Source organism: Trichocoleus sp. DQ-U1, assembly GCF_039961925.1.
Lineage (GTDB): Bacteria > Cyanobacteriota > Cyanobacteriia > Cyanobacteriales > FACHB-T130 > FACHB-T130.
Genome location: NZ_JAMPKB010000081.1, coordinates 1 through 22,758, shown reverse-complemented (window position 1 = coordinate 22,758; position 22,758 = coordinate 1). Strand labels below are relative to the sequence as shown.

At 45.6% G+C, this 22,758-nt stretch carries 18 protein-coding genes; 4 read left to right on the top strand and 14 right to left on the bottom strand.

All coding sequences use genetic code 11. The features are described from left to right. Nucleotides 1-174: 174 nt before the first annotated feature. Entirely contained in the window at nucleotides 175-3,006 is a 2,832-nt protein-coding gene (locus NDI34_RS23400) for an NACHT domain-containing protein (protein WP_348233998.1), read from the bottom strand. Nucleotides 3,007-3,152: 146 nt separating this feature from the next. Here NDI34_RS23400 and NDI34_RS23395 point away from each other — a divergent pair, with 146 nt between their 5' ends. Continuing rightward, nucleotides 3,153-3,410 carry a hypothetical protein gene (locus tag NDI34_RS23395; protein WP_348233997.1) on the top strand — a complete coding sequence of 86 codons (258 nt, stop codon included), beginning with the start codon at nucleotides 3,153-3,155 and terminating at the stop codon, nucleotides 3,408-3,410. A gap of 145 nt (nucleotides 3,411-3,555) precedes the next feature. Here NDI34_RS23395 and NDI34_RS23390 read toward each other — a convergent pair whose 3' ends face one another. From NDI34_RS23390 to NDI34_RS23345, 10 genes are all read right to left on the bottom strand, one after another. Next, nucleotides 3,556-4,875, bottom strand: coding sequence for a 3-isopropylmalate dehydratase large subunit (locus NDI34_RS23390; protein WP_348233996.1), 1,320 nt, complete (start codon nucleotides 4,873-4,875; stop codon nucleotides 3,556-3,558). A 449-nt stretch (nucleotides 4,876-5,324) separates the two neighbouring features. Further along, nucleotides 5,325-5,636, bottom strand: a complete 312-nt coding sequence (gene nuoK, locus NDI34_RS23385; protein WP_190413505.1) for an NADH-quinone oxidoreductase subunit NuoK — start codon at nucleotides 5,634-5,636, stop codon at nucleotides 5,325-5,327. Nucleotides 5,637-5,651: 15 nt separating this feature from the next. Then, the gene (locus tag NDI34_RS23380; RefSeq protein WP_190413503.1) at nucleotides 5,652-6,284 is read right to left on the bottom strand and encodes an NADH-quinone oxidoreductase subunit J; all 633 of its coding nucleotides are present in this window, start codon (nucleotides 6,282-6,284) and stop codon (nucleotides 5,652-5,654) included. 93 nt (nucleotides 6,285-6,377) lie between these two features. Next, the gene (ndhI, locus tag NDI34_RS23375) at nucleotides 6,378-6,962 is read right to left on the bottom strand and encodes an NAD(P)H-quinone oxidoreductase subunit I (protein WP_190435723.1); all 585 of its coding nucleotides are present in this window, start codon (nucleotides 6,960-6,962) and stop codon (nucleotides 6,378-6,380) included. Between the two features lie 95 nt (nucleotides 6,963-7,057). Continuing rightward, nucleotides 7,058-8,176, bottom strand: a complete 1,119-nt coding sequence (gene nuoH, locus NDI34_RS23370) for an NADH-quinone oxidoreductase subunit NuoH (protein WP_190430307.1) — start codon at nucleotides 8,174-8,176, stop codon at nucleotides 7,058-7,060. A 240-nt stretch (nucleotides 8,177-8,416) separates the two neighbouring features. After that, on the bottom strand, nucleotides 8,417-8,542 hold the full coding sequence (locus tag NDI34_RS23365; RefSeq protein WP_199292304.1) for a DUF4351 domain-containing protein: 126 nt from the start codon (nucleotides 8,540-8,542) through the stop codon (nucleotides 8,417-8,419). Nucleotides 8,543-8,712: 170 nt separating this feature from the next. Then, nucleotides 8,713-9,849 carry a citrate synthase gene (locus tag NDI34_RS23360; protein ID WP_190413495.1) on the bottom strand — a complete coding sequence of 379 codons (1,137 nt, stop codon included), beginning with the start codon at nucleotides 9,847-9,849 and terminating at the stop codon, nucleotides 8,713-8,715. Nucleotides 9,850-9,943: 94 nt separating this feature from the next. Beyond that, nucleotides 9,944-10,435, bottom strand: coding sequence for a phosphohistidine phosphatase SixA (gene sixA / locus NDI34_RS23355; RefSeq protein ID WP_348233995.1), 492 nt, complete (start codon nucleotides 10,433-10,435; stop codon nucleotides 9,944-9,946). 57 nt (nucleotides 10,436-10,492) lie between these two features. Further along, nucleotides 10,493-11,785 (bottom strand): bifunctional oligoribonuclease/PAP phosphatase NrnA, encoded by a 1,293-nt coding sequence (locus tag NDI34_RS23350; protein WP_348233994.1) that lies wholly within the window; start codon nucleotides 11,783-11,785, stop codon nucleotides 10,493-10,495. Nucleotides 11,786-12,250: 465 nt separating this feature from the next. Beyond that, the gene (locus tag NDI34_RS23345; protein ID WP_190413489.1) at nucleotides 12,251-12,748 is read right to left on the bottom strand and encodes an HNH endonuclease; all 498 of its coding nucleotides are present in this window, start codon (nucleotides 12,746-12,748) and stop codon (nucleotides 12,251-12,253) included. Between the two features lie 891 nt (nucleotides 12,749-13,639). Here NDI34_RS23345 and NDI34_RS23340 point away from each other — a divergent pair. Further along, a complete protein-coding gene (locus NDI34_RS23340) occupies nucleotides 13,640-14,998 on the top strand; it encodes a hypothetical protein (protein WP_190413487.1) in 1,359 nt (452 codons plus the stop codon). A 405-nt stretch (nucleotides 14,999-15,403) separates the two neighbouring features. On the opposite strand, the gene NDI34_RS23335 is transcribed toward NDI34_RS23340, so the two are convergent. Both NDI34_RS23335 and NDI34_RS23330 read right to left on the bottom strand, forming a co-directional pair. After that, entirely contained in the window at nucleotides 15,404-17,077 is a 1,674-nt protein-coding gene (locus NDI34_RS23335; protein ID WP_348233993.1) for a sodium:solute symporter family protein, read from the bottom strand. An 8-nt stretch (nucleotides 17,078-17,085) separates the two neighbouring features. Then, complete coding sequence (locus tag NDI34_RS23330; protein WP_190413482.1) at nucleotides 17,086-17,340, bottom strand: DUF4212 domain-containing protein; 255 nt, start codon at nucleotides 17,338-17,340, stop codon at nucleotides 17,086-17,088. Nucleotides 17,341-17,735: 395 nt separating this feature from the next. Here NDI34_RS23330 and NDI34_RS23325 point away from each other — a divergent pair, with 395 nt between their 5' ends. After that, nucleotides 17,736-19,814, top strand: coding sequence for a PAS domain S-box protein (locus NDI34_RS23325; RefSeq protein WP_348233992.1), 2,079 nt, complete (start codon nucleotides 17,736-17,738; stop codon nucleotides 19,812-19,814). 62 nt (nucleotides 19,815-19,876) lie between these two features. Here NDI34_RS23325 and NDI34_RS23320 read toward each other — a convergent pair whose 3' ends face one another. Continuing rightward, entirely contained in the window at nucleotides 19,877-20,311 is a 435-nt protein-coding gene (locus tag NDI34_RS23320) for a DUF2358 domain-containing protein (protein ID WP_348233999.1), read from the bottom strand. Between the two features lie 481 nt (nucleotides 20,312-20,792). On the opposite strand from NDI34_RS23320, the gene NDI34_RS23315 reads away from it, so the two are divergent. Continuing rightward, entirely contained in the window at nucleotides 20,793-22,676 is a 1,884-nt protein-coding gene (locus tag NDI34_RS23315; protein WP_348233991.1) for a PAS domain S-box protein, read from the top strand. The last annotated feature ends 82 nt before the right edge of the window (nucleotides 22,677-22,758 follow it).

Below are 22,758 nucleotides of genomic sequence, written 5' to 3'. Positions count from 1 at the left end.
GCCGGGAATAAATTTCCCGGCTTAAAGCTAAAGTAAGCTAAAGCTTACTGGTCAGCCGTTGGTTGACTGACAAAATTCAAGAAGCAAAACTTGCAAGATTCTCCAAAACTCTCGAAACCCAACCTACACGGAAAGATTTGTCAATCAGATAGCGATCGCATCCTCAGCGCTGCTCTACTCGCAACTTTTACTCCAATTCTTTAGTTTCTCTGTAGCGAAGTCGCGAACTTTCTCATCTGGGTCATTGAGAGAGCGATCGCGCAACAGCGGTAGAATCTGGGGATGGTCAGGATATTGCTCAATGATTCCCTCAACTGCTGTTTGCCGAGGGTTGTCTTGGTAGTCATTCTCGCGTTCAAAGGGGTCATTGATAGCGCGATCGGACAAAAATTCAAAGACACCAGGCTCATCTTTCCAACCCTTGGCTAACTCTTGCACTGCTATTCGTCGAACACTCCAACTGTTAGCCGCTTGAGCGCAAGTTTTGAGAATAGGTAAGGTGTCAGGGTCGTTTCTCCAACCTCTGGCTAACTCTCGCACTGCTCCAAACTGTACACCCCAATCGTCAGCCGCTTGAGCGTAGGTTTTGAGAAGAGATAAGGTGTTGGGATCGTTTTTCCAACCTTTAGCTATTTCCTCCAATGCTGCCTGCCCCTCATACCCAGTTTTATCCGATTGGATACAAGTTTTGAGCCACGATAAGGTATCAGGGTCATCTGTCCAAACTGTTGCAATCTTTGCAACAGCCTGAGTGCGAATTCTATGGATTAGTTTGTATTCTTCTTCATTCAACTTGTAATCTTCTTCACTTGACGCTCGCTCTTTATCTCCGTATTTTGTTAATCCTTTTAAGTAATTGAGTAACTTAGTAACAGTTACGGCAATCGTAGAGCGATTTCTCACGTCTGAGAGGCACTTCGCCGCCAGAAATAGATTGATAAACTTTTGGGCTTCACCATCTTGAGCCATCAGATAATCAATAATTTCACCAGCAAAGCTCGTATCAATCATTCCCGCAATCAGCCGCAGCACTTCATGCCAAGACTCATCCTCCCAGTGCTTAGCAAAAACCTCCGTTTTGAGTTCTTCAATCGTCAAACCCCCTTCAAGTCCCCGTTTCCCAAACCGCTCAACAAACTCACTGGCACAGAAGTATTCTAAAAATGTCCGATGCACAAAGGCATAGGAATCGGCACCCAGGTAACACAAAATAAAGTTGCGACTCCGCAATTGTTCAATCAGCGATCTGGCAACAGTTCTCGGCTGATTGACTTCTGTGCTTTTCAAAAAGCTAGTTAGAATCCTTTCTAAATCATCCCCGCTAATTAGATTACCAGCTAAACCTTTATCAGATGCTTGCATAAAGTAGGCAACCTGACGCAGTATCGCCTGCTTATCTTTATAGTCAATCGTTACCGAATCGATCCTCGGATTCTCTAGCAATTTCTGCTCTACATCCCATTGATGCAGCAGTAATCGCGAGGCTTGGTTGTAGAGTTCTGGTCTATCTCTGGGCAATTCTTGATTGCGGTTCAAAATTGCCATCATTGTCAGCAGGAGAGGATTTCCCGCCAGTTCTCCAATCGCTGAAGAAGTCTCGATTGCCCTTTGCAGTCGCTCCCGCTTTCTAACTTTATCTGCCTCATCCGTAAACGTTAACTCATGCCATCGGTCGATAAAATCCTTAATTTGATCTGACTCTAAATCTTGCAGCATGAAGTGACGAAACTGGGCATTTCGCAGCCGTTGCGGTTTGTAGCCAATAATACGAGAAGTGACAATTACCCGCACATTGGGATATTCATTCGTGAAACGATGGATATCAGTAATCACTTCCTCCCGTTTCAGCGGATCGAACACCTCATCCAACCCATCAAACATCACCAAAACCTTGCCAGCTTTCAGGCGTTCGTGGAGTTCGTGCTGATTGAGGCGACAGATAATGCTGCCTTTGTGGAAGAATTCCAGAAAATCTTTGCATTGTCCAGAGTCGCGATTGCGAATGTAAGTCCGCAATTCAATCAGCAACGGAATCGACTCTTCAATAACATTATTCAGGGGCGTTCTTGCCCAATTCAAAGCGATGTATTGCAACAATGTGGACTTTCCCGAACCCGGATCGCCCAAAATTACAACATAAGGATAGGTTTGATAATCATTAACAATATCCAAAACTGAGCGAATTGGCTGTTGATAATAAACTTCTTTGTATCGTTCCCACTCCTCCGGGTTGACGTCTGCTTCAAGTTGGTTACTCTCTCTCAGTCGTTTTTGATGCTCTTTAGGAATCTCGTAAACTTGGGGTAAATATTCCTGGCATTCTCGCATATCCTGTGCTATGAAAACTTGCCATACCTTGAGTTTTTCTCGATAGTCGTAAACACTCGTATCTACACTATCTAAATTAAGACTGCTGTATTGCTCTTGCAGTCCTTCCTGATATCGCCTCAAGTCAAATTCAGTAGGAATTCCAGCTAGTTCTTTAGTATTTTTTTGAATAGCTTCTAAATTTTGAGAGTCAAGTATAGCGCGTAATTCAGGCAATTCTCGGATAATCGCTTTAACTTTTTTCCGGTACAGCTTGCCTACCAAATCCCAATCAAATTCTTCAGGTGGCAAAGGTAATAAATTAAGCTGATTCCAAGTTTGAGCTAAGGTTTTTGTATCTAAAGCCTGACAGTCATCTTTAAAAGCACTTCCCAGAATCTCTTTAACCGATTTGTCTTTAATAAATTCCTTTAACGGTTTGGTATATTGCTGCAATTGCTCATCAGTAACGCCTGTATCTTTTAATTCATCCTGTACCAGTTGCAGAAATTCTTTGATAGCCTTACCAGCCGCAACCTGACGAGGGTCTTTTTCCCGTAGCAAAACGTGTTTCAGCGAATCTTTGAAGAAATCTTTAGCAAAGTCTTTTGCTCCCTCCTTTGCCAAATCTTGCACAATGGGGTACACCAGACCCCCAACAGCTTGAGAAACTCCCCAGACCAATAACCAATCCACCATAATACTCGCATCTGCTGAATTCCGTAGACTACGAGTATAGCGAGTGCTTTGGGGCGATCGCCTTCTGTGTACAATCGAAAGCGCGATCGCGACAACCAATTAGTATGGAGTTGATATCAGATAATTTTGATGCCCAGAGGTTTTTTATGAAAGAAAGCACTATCAACCAGCAAGCGAATATCTCTGCTGAGTCTCCCTTATGGGAAGAACTTGCTGATGAAGCCGCCGCTACCTGCGTCGGGGGAACTACGGTGACGGATCTTTTCGGCGAATTGGATAATGCGATCGCTACATCCCCTTTTTCAGAAGAAGGTAGCCAGTTTGTTGAGGAAAATAGCGGGACTATTCAAGACATCTTCCAAGGCTGGATCAATTATATTGACCTGATTAACAGCCTGGGTTGAAGTCTCTAGCAATTCTCTATTAGATGCAGTACGGTTGAACCCACGCCCTGCCCCTCCCCACGAATGTCGAGCTATTCAATATTGCCCCTCTCCGTTCACGGAGAGGGGTTGGGGGTGAGGTTCCGAATTCCCCTCTACTACCGCTCTACATAAAATCGCGGGGGTCAGTCACATATCCAGTCAACGCCGAAGCCGCAGCAGTATAAGGCGAAGCCAGATAAATCCCCGCCTCTTTATTCCCCATCCGACCGGGGAAATTGCGGTTAGTCGTAGAAACGCAAATTTCCGGCTCATTCACACGACCGAAAGTATCTTTGGGACCACCCAAACAAGCCGCGCAAGAAGGTGCCGCAGGCTCAATGCAACCAGCCGCCAAGAAAATCTCAGACAAAGTTTGCCCTTCGTACTTCTGCGTGAACAAGTCTTCGTAGACTTTCTGCGTTGCCGGTACCAAATAAGTAGGAACTTTCACCTGCTGTCCCTTAAAAATACGGGCAGCGTACATAAAATCTGAAGTTTTGCCGCCAGTGCAGGAACCGATATAAACTCGGTCAATCTTGACATCCCGGCATTCCCGCGCCAAGGCACGATTATCTGGAGAATGGGGCTTCGCGACAACCGGCTCTAACTGGGAGACATCATAATGCCGATCCGAGTAGAAACGAGCATCAGCATCCGTATAAACTGGCTCGAAAGGCTTATCAGTCCGGGCGCGGACGTACTCAAACGTCGTTTCATCCGGGGCGACCGTGCCATTTTTGCCACCCGCCTCAATCGCCATATTACACAGCGTCATCCGGTCTTCCATCGACAGACCGTTAATGGTAGTACCGGCAAATTCCAGCGCCCGATACGTGGCTCCAGCAACACCAATATCTCCAATGATTTGCAAGATCAGGTCTTTTGCCAACAGGTAATTTGGCATCTCGCCCTCAAAGACAAAGCGCATCGTCGCCGGGACTTTGATCAGCAGCTTGCCGGTGCCCATAATGAAACCAGCGTCCGTGTTGCCAATGCCGGTGGCGAACTGACCAAAAGCGCCCGCGTTACAGGTATGGGAATCGGTACCAAACAGCACTTCCCCAGGACGGGTGTGACCTTCTTGTGCTAGGGCAATGTGACAAACACCTTTGTAATCTGGATTGGCTTTAAAGTCGGCTCGGTCGGTGATGTCGTAGAAATATTTAATGTCTTGCTCTTTGGCAAAGTCGCGCAGAATATCAACGTTGCGGTTAGCGCGTTCGTCGGCAGTAAAAATGTAATGGTCTGGAATCAAAACAATCTTTTCTTTGTCCCAGACTTTGGCATCTGCGCCAAATTCGCGCTTGAATACCCCGATTGTACCGGGGCCACAAACGTCATGGGTCATTAACAAATCAACGTTAACCCAAATATTCTCCGCCGGTTCGACAATAGCCCGACCGGAGGCACGAGCCAAGATTTTTTCGGTGAGAGTCATCCCCATAGCTATTTTCCTCTTCCTTGCAAAGACGCGATCGCTTTTATTTGATAATGCCTATTTTCTCCAGCCCTCTGTCATTCTATAACAATGTATTTCAGACAACTAATACTAAGGATAGATGTGGGCTGGATACCTGAAATGTTTGACCCTCAACCTTGTCCACGATTTTAACTACTCAAATTTATCAGGCAAAACTAAAAATAAGGGTTCAACGTTACTAGAGATAAATCTGAAGATAAATATAAATATTAAAAACGCTTGTAGATTCATCAATCTACATTTATATCCCTAAATATTAATCACTGATTTTTCTGCCGTTGTTAGTAAGGAATAATGGGTAATTGGTATAGGTAAAAACTTTTCAGTTCTAGAGACGCCATTACCGCGTCTAAATTTTGAATTCAAGAGCTTTCTTCAACTCAAAGTACTCATTACCCATTACCCATTAACCATTACCACTTCAACAGATTAAACTGCTCCATGTCTACCGTCTCGCGGTTGCGATAGATTGACAGCACAATCGCCAAACCCACAGCGGCTTCAGCAGCTGCAACAGTAATCACAAAGACGGAAAAAACCTGACCTTTAATTTCTTGAGGATCGAGAAAATTAGAAAAGGCCATTAAATTCAGGTTGACAGAATTCAGCAGCAATTCAATCGACATCAGCACGCGAACAGCATTACGGCTGGTAATCAAGCCATAGATACCGATGCAGAAGAGGGCAGCGGCTAGCAGTAGAAAATACTGAAGTTCTAGGTGCATGAGTTTTCTTGGTTTCTAGGTGTTGGTATCTGCGGGGAGTTTACCGCTTTCGGAGCCGACCGTCAAAAGTTCGCGAGGACGTTCCGGCAACGTTAACGAGGTTGGTTGAGTTAGCTGAGGTGAAATTTCTTCTGGAATATACTCACGACGTGCCAGAACAATTGCGCCCACCATTGCCATCAACAACAACACAGATGCCAACTCAAAGGGTAGCAAAAAGTCACTGAAGAAATGCAGACCAATCTGCACAATGCTACTTTCAATGGGAGTGGTCAAGACCGCTAAAGTCCAGGGAGTTCTGATCACCATCGTACCCAGAAGCCCAAACAAGCCGATACAGACCAAAGCCGTTGATGCTTGGCGAATCCAGCGATTGCGAATGGGTGCAAAATCTTCCCGCTTGTTTACCAGCATGATGGCAAACAAAATCAGGACGTTAATCGCTCCAACATAAATGAGAACCTGCGCCGCCGCTACAAAGTCTGCATTGAGAAGAAGATACAGCCCAGCGATGCTGACAAAAACTCCACCCAGTAAGAAGGCTGAGTAGACAATATTAGTAAACAGCACCACTCCTAAAGCTGAGCCAATCATCATCAGCGACAGCAGGCCAAACGAAACAATCTGAACGCCTTCAGCTAGATTCATTTTTGTCCTTTGTCAGTAGTCAATCGTTTATTTGTCATTCGTCATTCATCATTAGTTTTTTACAAGTGACTAATGACGAATGACAAATCACTTTTATTTTTCCGTTTGTTCCAGAATTTCCGCTGGAAGCTGACCGGGGCGACGGGAACCTTCTGGCAGGTCGTGCGGGTCCATGACGCCCTTGGGTAGGTAGACAAGTTCGCGCAGCGGCGTCACCATTGGGTCTTGCGTGACTTTGTACGGTAAACGACCCAGTGCCACGTTGTCAAAATTCAATTCGTGACGGTCGTAGGTGCTAAGCTCGTACTCTTCGGTCATTGATAGGCAATTGGTTGGGCAGTATTCCACGCAGTTGCCGCAAAAGATACAAACTCCGAAGTCGATGCTGTAGTGCTTGAGGAGTTTCTTTTTGCTTGCTTTGTCAAACTCCCAATCCACTACTGGCAGGTTGATGGGACAAACCCGCACGCAGACTTCGCAGGAAATGCACTTATCAAATTCAAAGTGAATTCGACCCCGGAAACGCTCGGAAGGAATGAGTTTTTCGTAGGGGTACTGCACGGTAATCGGACGCCGCCGCATATGGTCGAAGGTTACAGACAACCCTTGACCAATATATCGAGCCGCTTGGACGGTTTCTTTGGCGTAATCGCCAACTTGTTTGAGGAACTTAAGCATTGTTCTGTGTCTCTCTCTGATTAGAGAATCGGTTATTGGTGATTGTAGAAAAAGGTAATTTTTCCCACGACTTATTACCGATTACCGATTACCAATTACCCGCCAAAAGCAACGGGAAATGCTAATTTTAGGGCTGCGGTCAGTAGCAGGTTGACTAAAGACACTGGGAGCAGAAACTTCCACCCTAGATCGAGCAGTTGGTCAATGCGAACCCGTGGTACAGTCCAGCGCAGCAGAATCGCTATGAAAACGAGGAAGTAGGCTTTTAGGAGGGTCATGGTGATCCCCAGTGATGCATCAATCACCTGCAACCAGGGACTGGTTTCATTAACTCCTAGCCAGCCGCCTAACATTGAAAGGGGAATCGGAAATTCCCATCCGCCTAGATACAAGATTGCAACTAGCAGGGCAGAGAGGACGAGGTTGACGTAAGAGCCGATATAAAATAGACCGAATTTCATCCCGGCGTATTCGGTCTGATAACCGGCAACCAGTTCTTCTTCTGCTTCTGGCAGGTCAAAAGGGAGTCTTTCGCACTCTGCCAAAGCGGCAATCCAAAAGATGAGGAAACCCACGGGTTGCCGCCAGACGTTCCAGCTGAGGACGCCGTAGCCAGATTGCTGTTCTACGATGTCGATGGTGCTAAGACTGTTGGACATCATCGCGATCGCAAGTACGGAAAGCGCTAGGGGAATTTCGTAACTAATCGACTGCGCTGCCGCCCTTAAACCCCCTAGTAGGGAATACTTGTTGTTTGAAGAATAGCCGGACATCAGCAAGCCAATCGGCTGAATGCTGGAGAGGGCAATCCACAAAAAGACGCCCATTCCGACGTTAGAGATTACCAGGTTTTGCCCAAACGGCACAATCAGGAAGGACAAAAACACTGGGATGACGACGATGATTGGGCCTAGCGTGAATAGCAAGCGGTCGGTCTTGGCTGGGACAATATCTTCTTTGAAAACCAGCTTTAGACCATCGGCGACCGGCTGCAAAACACCCAGTGGTCCGGCGAATTCTGGCCCAATTCGCTGCTGAGCCGCAGCAGAAATCTTCCGCTCCAGCCAGACGACCACTAGCACCCCTACGGTAGCACCAATAATCATCAGAAACATCGGCAGCGGCATCCAAATGGCTTTGGCGGCACCTGCTGGGATGCCCAGATCCCTGAGGGATTGGATAAAAGTTCCTTGTAGGTCAATACCTGGGTTCATGTTTCCCGAACGAAGTAATTACTAGGACAATTCGAGACAAGATGTATCGAATCAATCTATCTGTTCTTTTGTGAAGATTTTTTTCAGCTACACAGCCTAGTATATCGTTGGAGCGCATCCAGCCCAGCGCAGCAAATAAGAAATTCTACTTATCCTTAAGTTAAAGTTTTCTGTGGTCAGGAAGAAGGGAGGCGCGATCGCTTGTTGTGGCGGGTGAAAGTGCGATCGCCTGTGTAATTATCACTGATACTGCTCGAACCAGACGGCTAAATCCGTCGGTGCCGTAAAATCCAACAGCGCCTCACCCAACTCCTCTAATTGAGCGATGGGTATCTGTTGAATCCGGCTCTTGCATCTGTTGGTCAACTGAGGCAACTAATCCCTACGAAGGTCAACCAATTAACAGTAAGCTTCCCCATCTACCCCGATTTTCGGAACCAGCGATCGCTCCTCCCGTCTCCGCCACAAAAAAAGCGCGATCGCTTCTCTATACAATTTTTGTCGGAAGCGATCGCGTTTTTTCGGGTTCTAGATGACTATCGTTGTTCTATAGAAATGTAGCCAGCTTCGCGAGAACCTTTATAAATTTGAGTCGGACGATAGATGCGGTTTTCTCCTAACTGTTCCTTCCAGTGAGCCAGCCAACCAGCAACACGAGCGATCGCAAACACGGGTGTAAACAAATCTGTAGGAATGCCCATCTTTCGGTAAACCAGACCCGAATAGAAATCCACGTTTGGATAAATTCCTTTTTCGCCTAATTTTTCCTCAAGTACCCTTTCCAACTCCACAGCAATGTCGTAATACTTATCGTGACCAAATTTCTCAAACAGTTGTTCTGCCAAGTTTTGGAGAATTGTCGCTCGCGGGTCTTTCACTTTGTAAACGCGATGACCAAAGCCCATAATTTTCGCTTTGCGCTGTAAGGCATCCTCTAGCCACGCAGTAACATTTGCCACTGAGCCAATTTCTTCTAACATGGTGATGACTTCTTCATTCGCCCCTCCATGCAATGGCCCTGCTAAAGTTCCCACCGCTGAGGCAACGACTGCGTAGGGGTCGGTCAGGGTAGAAGCCGTCACCCGTGCCGAGAAGGTAGAAGCGTTCATCGTATGTTCTGCATGAAGCGTCAAGCAGACATCGAAAATCCGCGCCGCAAGGGGGTCGGGTTCTCGCTCGTTCAGCATATACAAGAAGTTGGCAGAATAGTCCAAATCATCGCGAGGGCGCACGGGGTCGTTGCCTTTCCGCATCAGTTGGAACGCTGCCACCATTGTGGGAATTTTGGCTAAGAGACGCACCACCGCTTCCCGAATGTAAGCAGGGTTATCTAAAGCGCGACGGGAGTAAAACAAACCCAAAGCAGCGGCAGAAGCTTGCAGCGCATCCATTGGATGCCCGGTTTCCGGAAAACACTTCATCATGTCCCGGATGCGATATTTGATCCGCCGATGATAGCGAATTTCACTTTCAAAGGCCTCAAGTTCTTCCTTCGTGGGGAGCGTACCCCAAATTAATAAATACGACGTTTCTAGGAAGGTACTCTTTTCTGCGAGGTCTTCGATGCGAATGCCGCGATATTCTAGTATTCCCTGTTTTCCATCGACATAGCTGATACTGGATTGGGCAGCGGGAATGCCTTCTAAACCTGGTTTATACTCGCAGACAGTCATGTTGCTACGGATTGGGTGAGGGGAACATACTCAAGTTACCTTACCAGAAACCGTTTTTGTAGTCGCTAGTTTTACCAGAATTTCTAAACGGGGATTACAACAGCCACTTGGGTGAGGAAAGCAAAAACATCTGGCTATGACCCACGGGAGACTGAGTTTCTGGAAGGCTTAATCCAATCATGCCTGCTTTTTTCAAAATTAGCGCTTCTTGGGTATCGCCCCACACCAAAATTTCTGCCCAATTTCCCAAGTTAGGTTGATGACCTACTAGGGCTAATTGAGATCCACCCGCTCGCCGCCATTCCTCTAACCATCTCAGCCAAGCTTGGATGCCACCCCCAGGAGCCAAGTCGATTGATTCTTCTAGATGGGGACACAAACGGGCGGCGACGAGAATTTTGGCGGTTTGGCGTGCCCTCACCAAGGGACTGGTGAGGATCAGGTCGAAGCGCACACCGATTTCATCCAGTCGTTTTGCTACTTTAGTGGTTTTCTTGCGTCCCTCATGGGTCAGCGATCGCGTTTCATCTTTGACGTCCTCAGATGGCTCGGCGGCGATTCCGTGGCGGATCAAATAAAGTTTCATAGGTTAATTGCTGATGGAAGAATGGAAGAGTCGCAATTTCCATTCTTCCACTCGCTTCTACTCCCCATGAAGCAGATGGTCTTTTGGGTTGACCAACCGAAGCAGCTTTTGCTTGATTTGGGTGTCAAAAACTTCCCATTTCATCTTGGCGTACTCAGAATTTTCATTGAAGCCGCCCAAGAACCCCATCGGAATTTCAAAGCCACCCGCGGAAAGTCGTCCGCCGCCAAAAAAGCGTCCTTGATTGTCTTGCCCAAAGGCTTCTTTGATAAACTCGTCAGGGTCGAGAGTCAGCTTGCTGGTTCTCAGGGAGCCAATTACGACTTCCAATTCTTCATCTTCGTCGTGGACGATTCCGTAGACGACAGCCGTGTGGACGTTTTCTTCTGTCACGAGAAAGTCTGCCGCTTGGGGGATGGCATCCCGGTCTTCATAGCGAAGATAACCAACACCGGCGATAGAAAAGTTATTTTGGACAGTGCGGTTGGTTAGCGATCGCTCGATTACATCCATCACCCGTTTTGAGCGATACGCCTGCAAGACTGCATTCAGCAGTTGGGCGTCATAAAAACGGCTGAGATACCCGGCAGCTAGAAAATCCTCTTCCTGAGCTTGCATCAGCCGGTTCGTGTCTGACCTCAGACCATGCATCAGTGCTGTCGCACATTTTACGTGTTCGCCAATACCGCTATCCAGCTTGAGCAACCCTCCTTGGAGGTACTGGGTTAAAATCGTCGCCGTTGCTCGTGTAGAAGGGCGAATATCCGTAAATTCAGCATGAAGTTCCGTCTGTATACTGTGATGGTCAATCACCACCGTAATCGGGATTCCTGCCTTTTGTACCCAAGGCAGCAATTGACAGGTCGTGCCCTGGTTATCAATCAGAACACAGCCCTGATACACCGACAAGTCCTTCTCCTTTTCCTTCAGGCACTGGACGCCCAAGCGTTTTGCGGGTAAGCCTGTAAGTTTAACCAGAGCAATATTTTCTTGGTGGCTGAGAGTGCCAGCGTACACAATTTCGCATTGGATGTTGTACTGCTTGGCAATCAGTTGATACGCCCAAGCGCCCGAAAGGGCATCCGGGTCGGGAAAATCTTGCAAAATTACCAGATGGCGATCGCCCCGGTGACGCTCTAAAGTCTGTCGTAGCGATTCCACGATTCTTTCCAGTGGGGGTTCGCTAGACCCTCTAGCTGAATAATTACCAGATCCATTCACTGTCTGTGTGCGAGCCGCCTCTGTTAGTTGAATTTCAACCACAGATTCCGAATCTGGCTTGGTGTCTATAGGCTTTGACTCGGCGGCGATTGGAGAACCATTGAGAGGCTTGAGCAAATTAGATCGCATATTATGGATAATGCAGGTGTGCAAAGCTATAAAATTAGTATTCCAGTTGCTGCAACAGTCTCTCTCCTCACGCTTCCTGCCAAGTATTTGACAGATTCAGTCAATCGCCCAAAGGGCAAAAAAAGCGCAGTACAGAAACCCTTGTAAATGCCGCGAAAGCTCGCCTCTTTACTGCGAAAACAGGTTTCCAGAGACGCCGTGATTACGCTTGTCTTGATATAGAGCTACCTATTCATAGATCTTGACAAAAAAACTGGTAAACGACACTCCCCCTGCGGTCGCGTTTTCCGGTCTTGACCTTTTACAGTTGCGCTCTTGCTCTTTCATGGCTACCGATTGGCAATGAGGGGTTAAGGAAGAGTGCAATGTTCCTCCGCCCCCAGTACTAGGGGCACCACCCGTACTTGCCAGTCTCTTGACTAGCCAAATTTTAAAACCCCCCGCAGTTGATTTAATTGCAGGGGGCTAAAGGCCGATCACATATTTTTTCCACTCCTGATGCGTACCACTTTTGAGGTGTTTCGCAACTTCAAAGTGCAGACTACTGTAAGGCTTGCGAGGCGGCTGCCGCAAAATCATGTTTGCTTCCTTGGGGGTGCGGCTGCCTTTATTAACATTGCAGCGCACGCAGGCGGTGACAATGTTTTCCCAGGTATCGCCGCCGCCACGAGAGCGGGGAATTACATGATCGAGCGTTAAATCGTCCCCGGTATAACCGCAATATTGACAAGAATGACTATCGCGGTGGAGGATATTTCGACGAGTCAGGGGAATTTCCTTATAAGGAACCCGGACATAGTAGCGCAGCCGAATAACCGTCGGGAGTGGAAACTCTGAGTAGACGTATTTGCCGTTGTGTTCAACCCGCTCTGCTTTCCCTTTGATCAACAAGACAGCAGCCCGCCGCCAGCTGGTGATGTTGAGCGGTTCATAAGAGGCGTTTAACACCAGAACCTTGCCCATAGGGTGATTGAGATATTGAGAAGATTTTTCCAGATGGTAACACAGTTAACCCAAACGCTGTCAGGGTCAAGAGATAGAGAGGGAGTAGGAGAGCATTCCTGTTTTCATTCAAACCTCAGACCTCACTCCTCAGCCTGCCGATTTCAGACCTCAACACTGCTATACGACAGCTTCTAACAGTTCTCTTAAGAGAAAACTATAGTTGAATAACACTTAAATTTTGTCTTTGAGTCCCGAAAATGCTTCTTCAACATTCCGTCTTTACATTAACTTTTTCTAATCGTTGCTATAAACGTGACTTATCCTTTAAATTAATTTTTTTTAAAGATAAAAAATTAATTTAAAAATATAAAAACTAATAACTGTATCAATAGATTTTCAAGCGTTCTCTTATCGCAATCCTAATTTCAGTTGGAAGATGCCAGCCTTTCAGAACTCCGGCTGCTATAGGAAGTCGGGATTTTTTTTGCTTTGACGTTGCATGAAATTAGGCGAGCAATGCCTACCTGCCATACTTTTCGGGCACCCTGTTAAGATAGTACGGTTTCTAGGGGTAAAGAGATTGGTAGTTCTATGGTCATTGCCTTTGACATACTTTGACATAGATGATACCCCGCGCCTTAATCAGATGAAAGAGCATACTACTCAGCATTCACCCGCTTCTTGATGTAGGCTGAGAAGTCCTGTACGGGCGGCAATCATGCTAAAAAGCGCGCTGTGTAAAAACTTGCTACCCGCATGAATGTGACGTCTGCGTGACAGGCGTCACATTCATGCGGTATCCAGCCTCACTAAGTCATGAGGCGACTATCATACGCTATCAAGGTTTTCAATCACCAAATCCTCTAAAGAAAAAGTTTACATTTAGAATAAAGAATTCTCGATAGCGCAATGCAAGTTCAAGCAACCAGTAAGCACTCAAGAGTTCTTAAGACATCCACACTTAAGGATGTCTTATTAGATACTCATCAGACTGAACCACTTATTAATTCAAACAAGCTGGTGCCGAAGATTCCAGATCCTCAGGAAATAATTTGTCAGTTTTTTTTGGACATTGTTAAACAATGGGCACCAGATTTAGTTCTGTATGAGTTTAAAACTTTATTTATTAATCCAGTCAAGGCGATTGGTTCAGCACATCTGCAAGCACTTAAAACAATTGTTGATTCTAAAAACGAAGAAGAATTTAAAAATACATTAAAGCGTTCTTGTTATATTCTTCTCAATAACTGGATATTGGCTCGCCACTACCAAGCCTTAAAAGATTTAATTCAATTAATTTCTAATTCTGCTAACTGTGATAGCATCTCATCTCCAAGTGTAAAATGTCTAAAAGCTTGGCTTGCAGATTTCGTTAATAGCCAAGATTACGAGGAACTTAAGCTATTTGTTTCTAGATATGAAAATCGAGAGCAAGACCATTGGAAGAGCCGTTATACATCTTATTTGTTAGCGCCTCAGTATGTTAATAAGAAAAATTCTGAAGAACAGCGCCAAGCTGCTAAAGGCTTATCAAAGCAGTTGAAAGACCAGTTTAAGTTTGATCTGGCAATGTACACAGCTCATTCTGAGTCTAGGGGATTTAACAATAAGAAAAACCAAAATCCTACGGCTTTGGGCGATCAAGCACTCCGTTTAGTTAAAAAAGTTATCGCTAGACGTGGAATGTTTAGCTATGAAAACATTGCAAATATTTTTTTAAAACAAACCAAAGAATTGAAATACAAGCATTTTAAACAAGGCTTGCTAAAATATTTATTTTATTCGACTGAAAGCCAAGGTCAGGTAGAGACTTTAAAAACTAATTTGTGGAAAATATTAGAATTTATCTATAAAGAGGCTGATGAAGAAGAGATCAATAGCCTTCTGCTGATTAAAACCTGTAAACGGGTAATTGAATGTTTAACGATCAAGAATAATGGAGAACCTTCTTCTCTGTTCGTTTCATTAGCTTCTGAAGGAAAATCGGTTACTCTAGCAATCCTACTGCTGAAAATTATTCTAATTTGTCCTCCCACTCGGACTCATTTAGAAGTTTGTTTGGCTAAATTGATTCAATACTATGAAGAATATTCGCAAGAAGAATGTTCTTGGGTGATTAACTTTTTAGAAGTAATCAGAATTACTTTAACAATTTATACAGAAAATGTTCAATTCGATTTAGTCAATATGGAGGAAGATAGTCTCTCTCCGTCGGGTAGTATTGATGGGAAGGGTTATCGAGTTTTCTCTCGGAAGTATCGGAAGTAACCGGAAACTTGGTAGTGGCTCTAGAGGACTACCTGTTTAAAGCGGGATGGTGGAACTTACTTCAATACTAATTTTTCCTTGTGATGCTAGCCATCAGAAATCCCAACCCTCTTCACAAGGGAGCAAAAAGAAAATCGTAAGTGTAGCGCCAGTAAAATGAATGGGTATAAGTTGGTAGACCTGTAGAGCTAGCGTTAGTAGACCTGTAAAGCGATCGCATCTACGTAGAGAGTCTCAAAAAATTACTCCACCAGGCTACAAAAAAGGGGCGATTGATGAATCACCCCTACCTGTGTGTTGATTTATACCATTTTGTTGTAGATCTGCCGCTTGTGCCAATTTTGAAGTTATGTTGCGGCGCTTGTTTGGTCGTCCAAACCCCCAAATCTAAAATCCAAACGAGGATCAATGGCTTGACGAAGCGACTGGTTCCCCACCTGGCGTGCGTAACTCTTCCACCATTTCCTGTATTTCCAGCGGCGGTGGCGGAGTTAGACGCGAAACAACCCAGGTGACAACAAAGTTGATCGCCATGCCCAAGGTGCCAATTCCCTCAGCAGAAACGCCGAAAAACCAGGGTGACATCCCATAAAATTTGACACCCGCAATGTAGGAGATGGTAAAGATAAGACCAGCTAACATCCCGGCGATCGCGCCTTCCCGATTTGTCCGTTTGTCGAAGATACCTAAAATGATGACTGGGAAAAAGCTGGCTGCGGCTAAACCAAAGGCAAAAGCCACCACCTGCGCCACAAAACCGGGGGGATTGATGCCGAAGTATCCGGCAATTGCGATCGCAAACCCGACCATAATTCGACCCACCATCACTCGCAGCGATTCTGACGCACCTGGATTAATGATGCGGTAGTAGATATCGTGAGCAACCGCACTGGAGATTACCAAAAGCAAACCGGATGCGGTAGACAGCGCCGCCGCTAACCCTCCCGTCGCCACCAAGCCAATCACCCACGGAGCGAGTTTTGCCACTTCTGGTGTTGAGAGAACGATAATATCCGGATCGATGCCGATCTCGCTAGTAGCTTTATCGGGCGTTAGCTGAATCCGCCCATCCCCGTTCTTATCTTCAAAGGTAAGCAGCTTGGTGTTTTCCCACTTGTTCACCCAGTCGAGTTGATGAATTTCCTGAATCGTCTGGTTGTGCAAAGTGTCGATCAGGTTATAACGGGCAAACGTTGCGAGCGCGGGGGCGCTAGTGTAGAGTATCGCGATAAATAGCAGCGCCCAACCCGCTGAGTAACGCGCCGCACGGACATCAGGAACTGTGTAAAAGCGCACGATGACATGGGGAAGTCCCGCCGTTCCCACCATCAAAGCAATGGTAGTAAACAAAACATCCAGCATCGATTTGTTGACAAACGGTTTGGTGTATTCCTGAAAACCGAGGTCAACCTGGATTTGGTTTAATTTAGGGACAATATCGCTAAAAGGGAACGCCAGTTGGGGGATCGGGTTGCCGGTAAGCAGCATGGCGATCGCGATCGCGGGAATCAAGTAGGCAATAATCAACACGCCGTACTGTGCCACCTGAGTCCAGGTAATTCCCTTCATTCCCCCTAAAACGGAGAAAAAGCCGACAATCACCATCCCAATGATCACGCCAGTGCTTACATCCACTTGCAAGAAGCGGCTGAACACAATTCCCACACCCCGCATCTGTCCAGCGACGTAGGTCATGGAAACAAAAACTGCCGCCACAACTGCCACTAAACGGGCGACATTGGAGTAATAGCGATCGCCCACAAAGTCCGGCACCGTATATTTACCGAACTTCCGCAAATAGGGAGCCAGCAACAACGCCAGCAGAACATAGCCACCCGTCCAACCCATCAGATAGATCGAGCCGTCGTAACCCAAGAAGGAAATCAACCCTGCCATTGAGATAAACGACGCCGCCGACATCCAATCTGCTGCTGTCGCTGCACCGTTGGCGATGGGTGGAACTCCACGCCCAGCCACGAAAAAGCCTGCACTTTCTTTAACGCGCGACTGCCAACCGATGTAGAGGTACCCAATGAAAGAAAGACTAACCAATAAAATAGTCCAGATTTCAACTGACATTATTTCCCTCACTCATCGATATCGTATTTGCGATCGAGCTTGTCCATCTGCACGGCGTAGATGAAAATCAGCCCTACAAAGACAAAAATAGAACCCTGCTGTGCCATCCAAAAGCCGAGGGGAACGTTACCAAAACGCACCGCATTCAATGGCTCAACTAACAGAATGCTAAAAACGAGGGATACTAGCGCCCAAACGATCAAAAGATTTCGAATTAAAGCAGTATTGGCTCGCCAGTAAGCCTGACGTTTATCTTGATGCATAGATTTTTACGGTTGCCAGAACCTCAAAAGAGAATAACTTGATTAGATTATCAGGAGTGGACGCGATCGCGCTCTTTTGATGCAGCCACCTAGCAGCGAAACATCTCGTAAAACTAAACGTAAAATCCCGGAGGAAGATAACTTCAGTTCCTACAAAATCCGGGTTTTTGAAGATTTACACTTACCTGCTCAGCGTATACCGCAATGCTCCAGCTTCTTAAACTTAGGAAGTGGCAGAAAATCTGCGATCGCTTCCGAGTAAATACATAAATTGGGATTCTAAAAACAAAATGCAAAATTTTGTAAGAATTGGGATGAATACTCTGCATTATTTGTCGGAAGCGATGGGAATACTAATAAAAGATAACGGGGAGTAAACATCCAAGAGGGCTACTGTGAACAATCCCAAGCATCCAAGCGAACCGACTGAGCCGCTGGCGAAAGCAGAGTCCGAACTCAATGCATTTTTTAACCTGTCCCTCGATCTCTTAGGCATTTGCGGGCAAGATAGGTACTTCCAGAAACTCAACCCCGCCTGGGAGAGCGTTTTGGGCTGGACGCTGGAAGAATTGATGTCGCGCCCTTGGATTGAATTTGTCCATCCAGATGATGTTAATGCAACGCTAACCGCATCCGGAGAATCTGCTGACAATGCGATCGCTCATTTTGAAAATCGCTATCTCTGCCAGGATGGCAGCTATCGATGGCTGTCTTGGAGAACGTTACCGCATCAAAATGGATGCTTCTATGCAGTTGCCAAAGATATTACCGAGCATAAAGCCGTTGAGTTAGAACTACAACAACTCACCGCCCAAGTTAAGCAACAATCCACAAACCTCGACCAAATTCTCTCAGCTTCTCCAGATCGGATTTATCTGATCGATAGAGCGGGAAAATATACCGATACTAGCGTTGCAGGTGCCAAGGCACTGGGGTTCCAGCGTAGTGACATAGTGGGGAAAACATGGCAAGAACTCGGCTTGCAACCGGAAAATATGGGGTCAATTGAAGCGCACCATCAGACAGTATTTTCTACCGGGCAACCGATGACTGGCGAAGCTTACCTTCCCGCCATCGAGGGTTTCAGGCACTACGAGTACAATATCACCCCCATCCATAATCCAGATGCCAGTGTGGATGCAATCCTCAGCACTGTCAGAGATATTACCAGTCAAAAGTGGGCAGCCGCCGCCCTAAAAGAAGCCAACGAAGAACTAGAAAAGAGAGTAGAAGAGCGTACAGCAGAATTACAACAGGTCAACGAGCAACTCCGGGACGAAATTAGCCAAAGCCTGCGACACGCTGCGCTAAGCCAGCGTGCAGAAGCAGCACGGCGCGAGAGCGAAGAAAGATTTCGTCGATTTTTTGATGATGCTCCTATCGGTATCACCTTAGTCAGAAAACCTGACTATCGGTTTTTCATGGTAAATCGAGCCTTTTGTGAAATTTTGGGTTACACGGAGTCAGAACTGACAACCCTTGACCTTTTTGATATTAACCATCCTGAAGATTTGGAAATAGAAACGCCTTATCTCAAGCAAATCATTCAGGGAGACATAGACAGCTATCAGCTTGAGAAACGTTATATCAAGAAAAACCAAGAAATTTGCTGGGTGAAGTTAACGGTAACGGTAATCCGAAATGAAATTGGAGAAATCCTCTATGAATTAGGCATGGTTGAAGACATCACCGAGCGGAAACGAGCCGATGCTGAAATACGGAATGCGATGGAAAAAGAACGGGAACTCTGCGAACTGCGTTCTCGCTTTGTTACCACCGTATCCCACGAATTTCGCACCCCGTTGAGCATCATCATTCTATCTGCCAGATTACTAGAACGTTTCCCACATCAAGCAAGTGAAGAAAAAAAACGCGAGTATTTTGCTCGTATTCAAGCAGCTGCCAAAAATATGACCCATCTATTAGATGATGTGTTGTTTATTGGTAAAGCCGAAGCCAAGAAGCTTGCCTTTAATCCAGCACCTTTAGATTTAGAAAAATTCTGCCGCGCCCTGGTGGAAGATATCCAAGTGACAATTAGCAAGCAACACGCGATCGCTTTCGCTTGTCAAGGTCAAAGTACGCATTTTTGTATGGATGAAAAGTTGCTTCGGCAAATTTTTACGAATTTGCTTTCAAATGCCATCAAGTATTCCCCGAAAGGCGGCAATATTCAGTTCGACTTAGTTTGCGAACAAGGAACAGCACTTTTTTTCATCCGAGATAAAGGAATCGGCATTCCTCCCGAAGCCAGAACGCGGTTATTTGAATCTTTTCATCGAGCTGATAATGTGGGGACGATTCCGGGTACTGGATTAGGACTTTCTATCGTAAAAAATTGTGTAGATTTACACGGTGGAAAAATTGCAGTAAACAGTGAAATTGGAGTGGGAACGACCTTTGCTGTTACCCTTTATTCAAGTAATTGTGGGTCTAAAGTAGAGGCAATTAATCCTCTGGTTCGAGCTTCATAAATTTTAGGAATTATTTTTATCAAAATAATTCCTAAAATCAAGGCATTCATTTAAATTTGAGCTTAGATATTCCCTCCCTTTTTCAGGAACTGCTTCAAGATTTCGCTGGGTTTGCGATCCCATGTATCGATGTGATTGTAAATTAACCCATCTTTATTGAGTTTATAAGTAGAGTAGCCATTAAAAAATAGGCGAGGTTTCCAGAGAAGGCGCAAAACACCGCGTACAGTCCAATTCGCCCTAATGGTGTCTTCATCTGTCTGCTCCACATCATGAAGATCGAAAAATATTTCTGTAAAAAATAGCTGCGCGTGAAATCGCAACGTCCAAAAGATAATCCGATAGTTGAATTTCCATTTAAATTTATTCACTGGATCTTCAAAGTAGATATCGTGCGTATAAATGTCGTAGGAAATATCTCTTTCAAAAAGCATGGGTAGATCCTTTTTAAGCGTTTCCACCACTTGTTCTACTTGTAATTGATATTCCACCCGCATTCTCTCCTCAACCAGCGGCACAGTGATGATTTTAGCGTTTTTTTAAGTTCTTTTTTTGCAAAAAACCGGATTCTAGACCAGCTGCGATTTTACATTGATTTTCAGCGATTGCTTCTTGTCTATGGATGCGATCGCTTACAAAGTAATAAAAGATCCGAAATTCTACAGTAGACGGTATCTCCAGCTAATGCTGTGTCAGGGCGTTAGCGACAAAGATTTCTAGTCAAAAGTCTTCTGCCTAAAAATAAACTGATAGTTGCTGTCTAGATGACCTGCTAGCTATCCGTAATTTCTCTGAAATCTGTCGATTAAGACATAAATAGTCAAAGTCGATTGTTTGCACAAATTGTAAGCAAATTGTTGCCTTATTCATGAAAATCAACAAATATATGAAATATTCCAAGATAAGATACAAATTGAATATTAAATGTAAAAACTATTACAGCCATAAATCTTGATGCTAAAATTTGTGCAAAATTTTTTGTCAAAAGATTTTATTCCCCACGGGCATTGTTACCTGTGGAAGCCTGGATTAGTGTGGCTGCACATTACATCTGATATTTTGATCGCAGTCGCTTATTATTCGATTCCAATCATGCTGGTATATTTTGTCTCCAAAAGGCGAGATATGCCCTTTTATGGGATATTCCTGTTGTTTGGAACATTCATTGTTGCGTGCGGTACGACGCATCTAGCAGAGGTGGCGACGCTGTGGCATCCGTATTATTGGTTATCAGGATTCTTGAAAGCCTTTACGGCTGGGGTTTCTGTGTATACGGCGTTGATGCTAATGCCCTTAATTCCTCAAGCACTTGCATTTCCTAGTCCAGCGCTATTGGAAACTGCCAACAACACACTAGAAAAGGAAATTGCCGAGCGCCAAGCCACTGAAGAAGAACTACGAAAACTCACATTAGAGTTAGAAAGACGAGTTGAAGAAAGGACTGCGGCGCTACAATCTGCCAACATCTTGTTACAACAGGAAATTGTCGAACGCCAGCAGACAGAAGCGGCGTTACGGGAAAGCGAAGCGCAATATCGTCGCATTGTCGAAACCACGACTGAGGGAATCTGGGTTCTCGACACCGCAGGCAATACATCTTTTGCGAACAATCAGATGGCCCAAATGCTAGGCTATACCATCGCTGAGATGCTAGGTCAGACTTTATTTGCATTCATGGATGAAGAAGGTCAGGCGATCGCGATCGCTCAGATGGAACGTCGCCGCCAAGGAATTAAAGAACAACATGACTTTAAATTCACCCGTAAAGATGGCTGTAACTTGTGGGCGATTGTTGCTACAAATCCCATCTTCGATCAAACAGGACAATACATCGGTGTCTTAGGAATGATTACCGACATTACCGAACGTAAAGCCGCCGAGGAAGCCTTACGGCAATCGGAAGCGCAATTGAGGCAACAAACAAACCAGCTAGAACAAGCTTTTCGAGAACTTCAACAAACCCAAGCGAAGCTCGTTCAGAGCGAAAAAATGTCCAGTTTGGGGCAGTTAGTCGCCGGAGTTGCTCACGAAATTAATAACCCAGTCAACTTCATCTACGGCAATATCACCCACATCAGCGACTATACTCAGGAACTGCTCAACCTGCTGTCCCGCTACGAGAAACACTATCCTCATCCGGTTCCTGAAATTCAAGCCTATGTAGAGATGAGCGACTTCCAATTTATGAAGAACGATCTCCCAAAGCTGCTGGCGTCGATCAAGGTGGGGGCAGAACGCATCCGCCAAATTGTCTTGTCGCTGCGTAACTTCTCCCGACTGGATGAAGCGGAAATGAAAGTCGTTGATATTCATGAGGGAATTGAAAACACTTTGCTGATTTTGCAGCATCGCTTGAAACAAGTCGGAGGCACTTTAGGCATTCAACTGGTCAAAGAGTATGGCAAGTTGCCGCTAGTCGAGTGCTACCCAGGTCAGCTCAACCAAGTGTTTATGAATATTCTCAGCAATGCAATTGATGCCCTCGAAGAGGCAATCGGCAATGGGTCACGGGTTGTGAATCATGGGGAAGAAAGTACCCATGAACAATTACCTACGATTCGGATTCATACTCAAATGCTAAACACCAATCAGGTAGCAATCTACATCGCTGATAACGGCCCTGGTATGAGTCAAGAGGTGCAGCAACGAGTGTTCGATCCGTTCTTTACCACAAAAAGCATCGGCAAAGGCACGGGGTTGGGGTTATCCATTAGTTATCAGATTGTAGAAAAACACGGTGGTCAATTAAAATGCATTTCCGCAGCAGGAATTGGCGCAGAGTTTGCGATCGAGATTCCCATTCACCAGACCAGTCGGCAGCCTGCTTTATTAGACCTCTTGCAAAAGTCGTCGCTGGGGTAATATGAGGTCTGAAATTATGCGCTCGCTCACCTGTCTTCTACGCTCACCCCTGGTAATTCATAAGTAAAGCTAATGAAATACG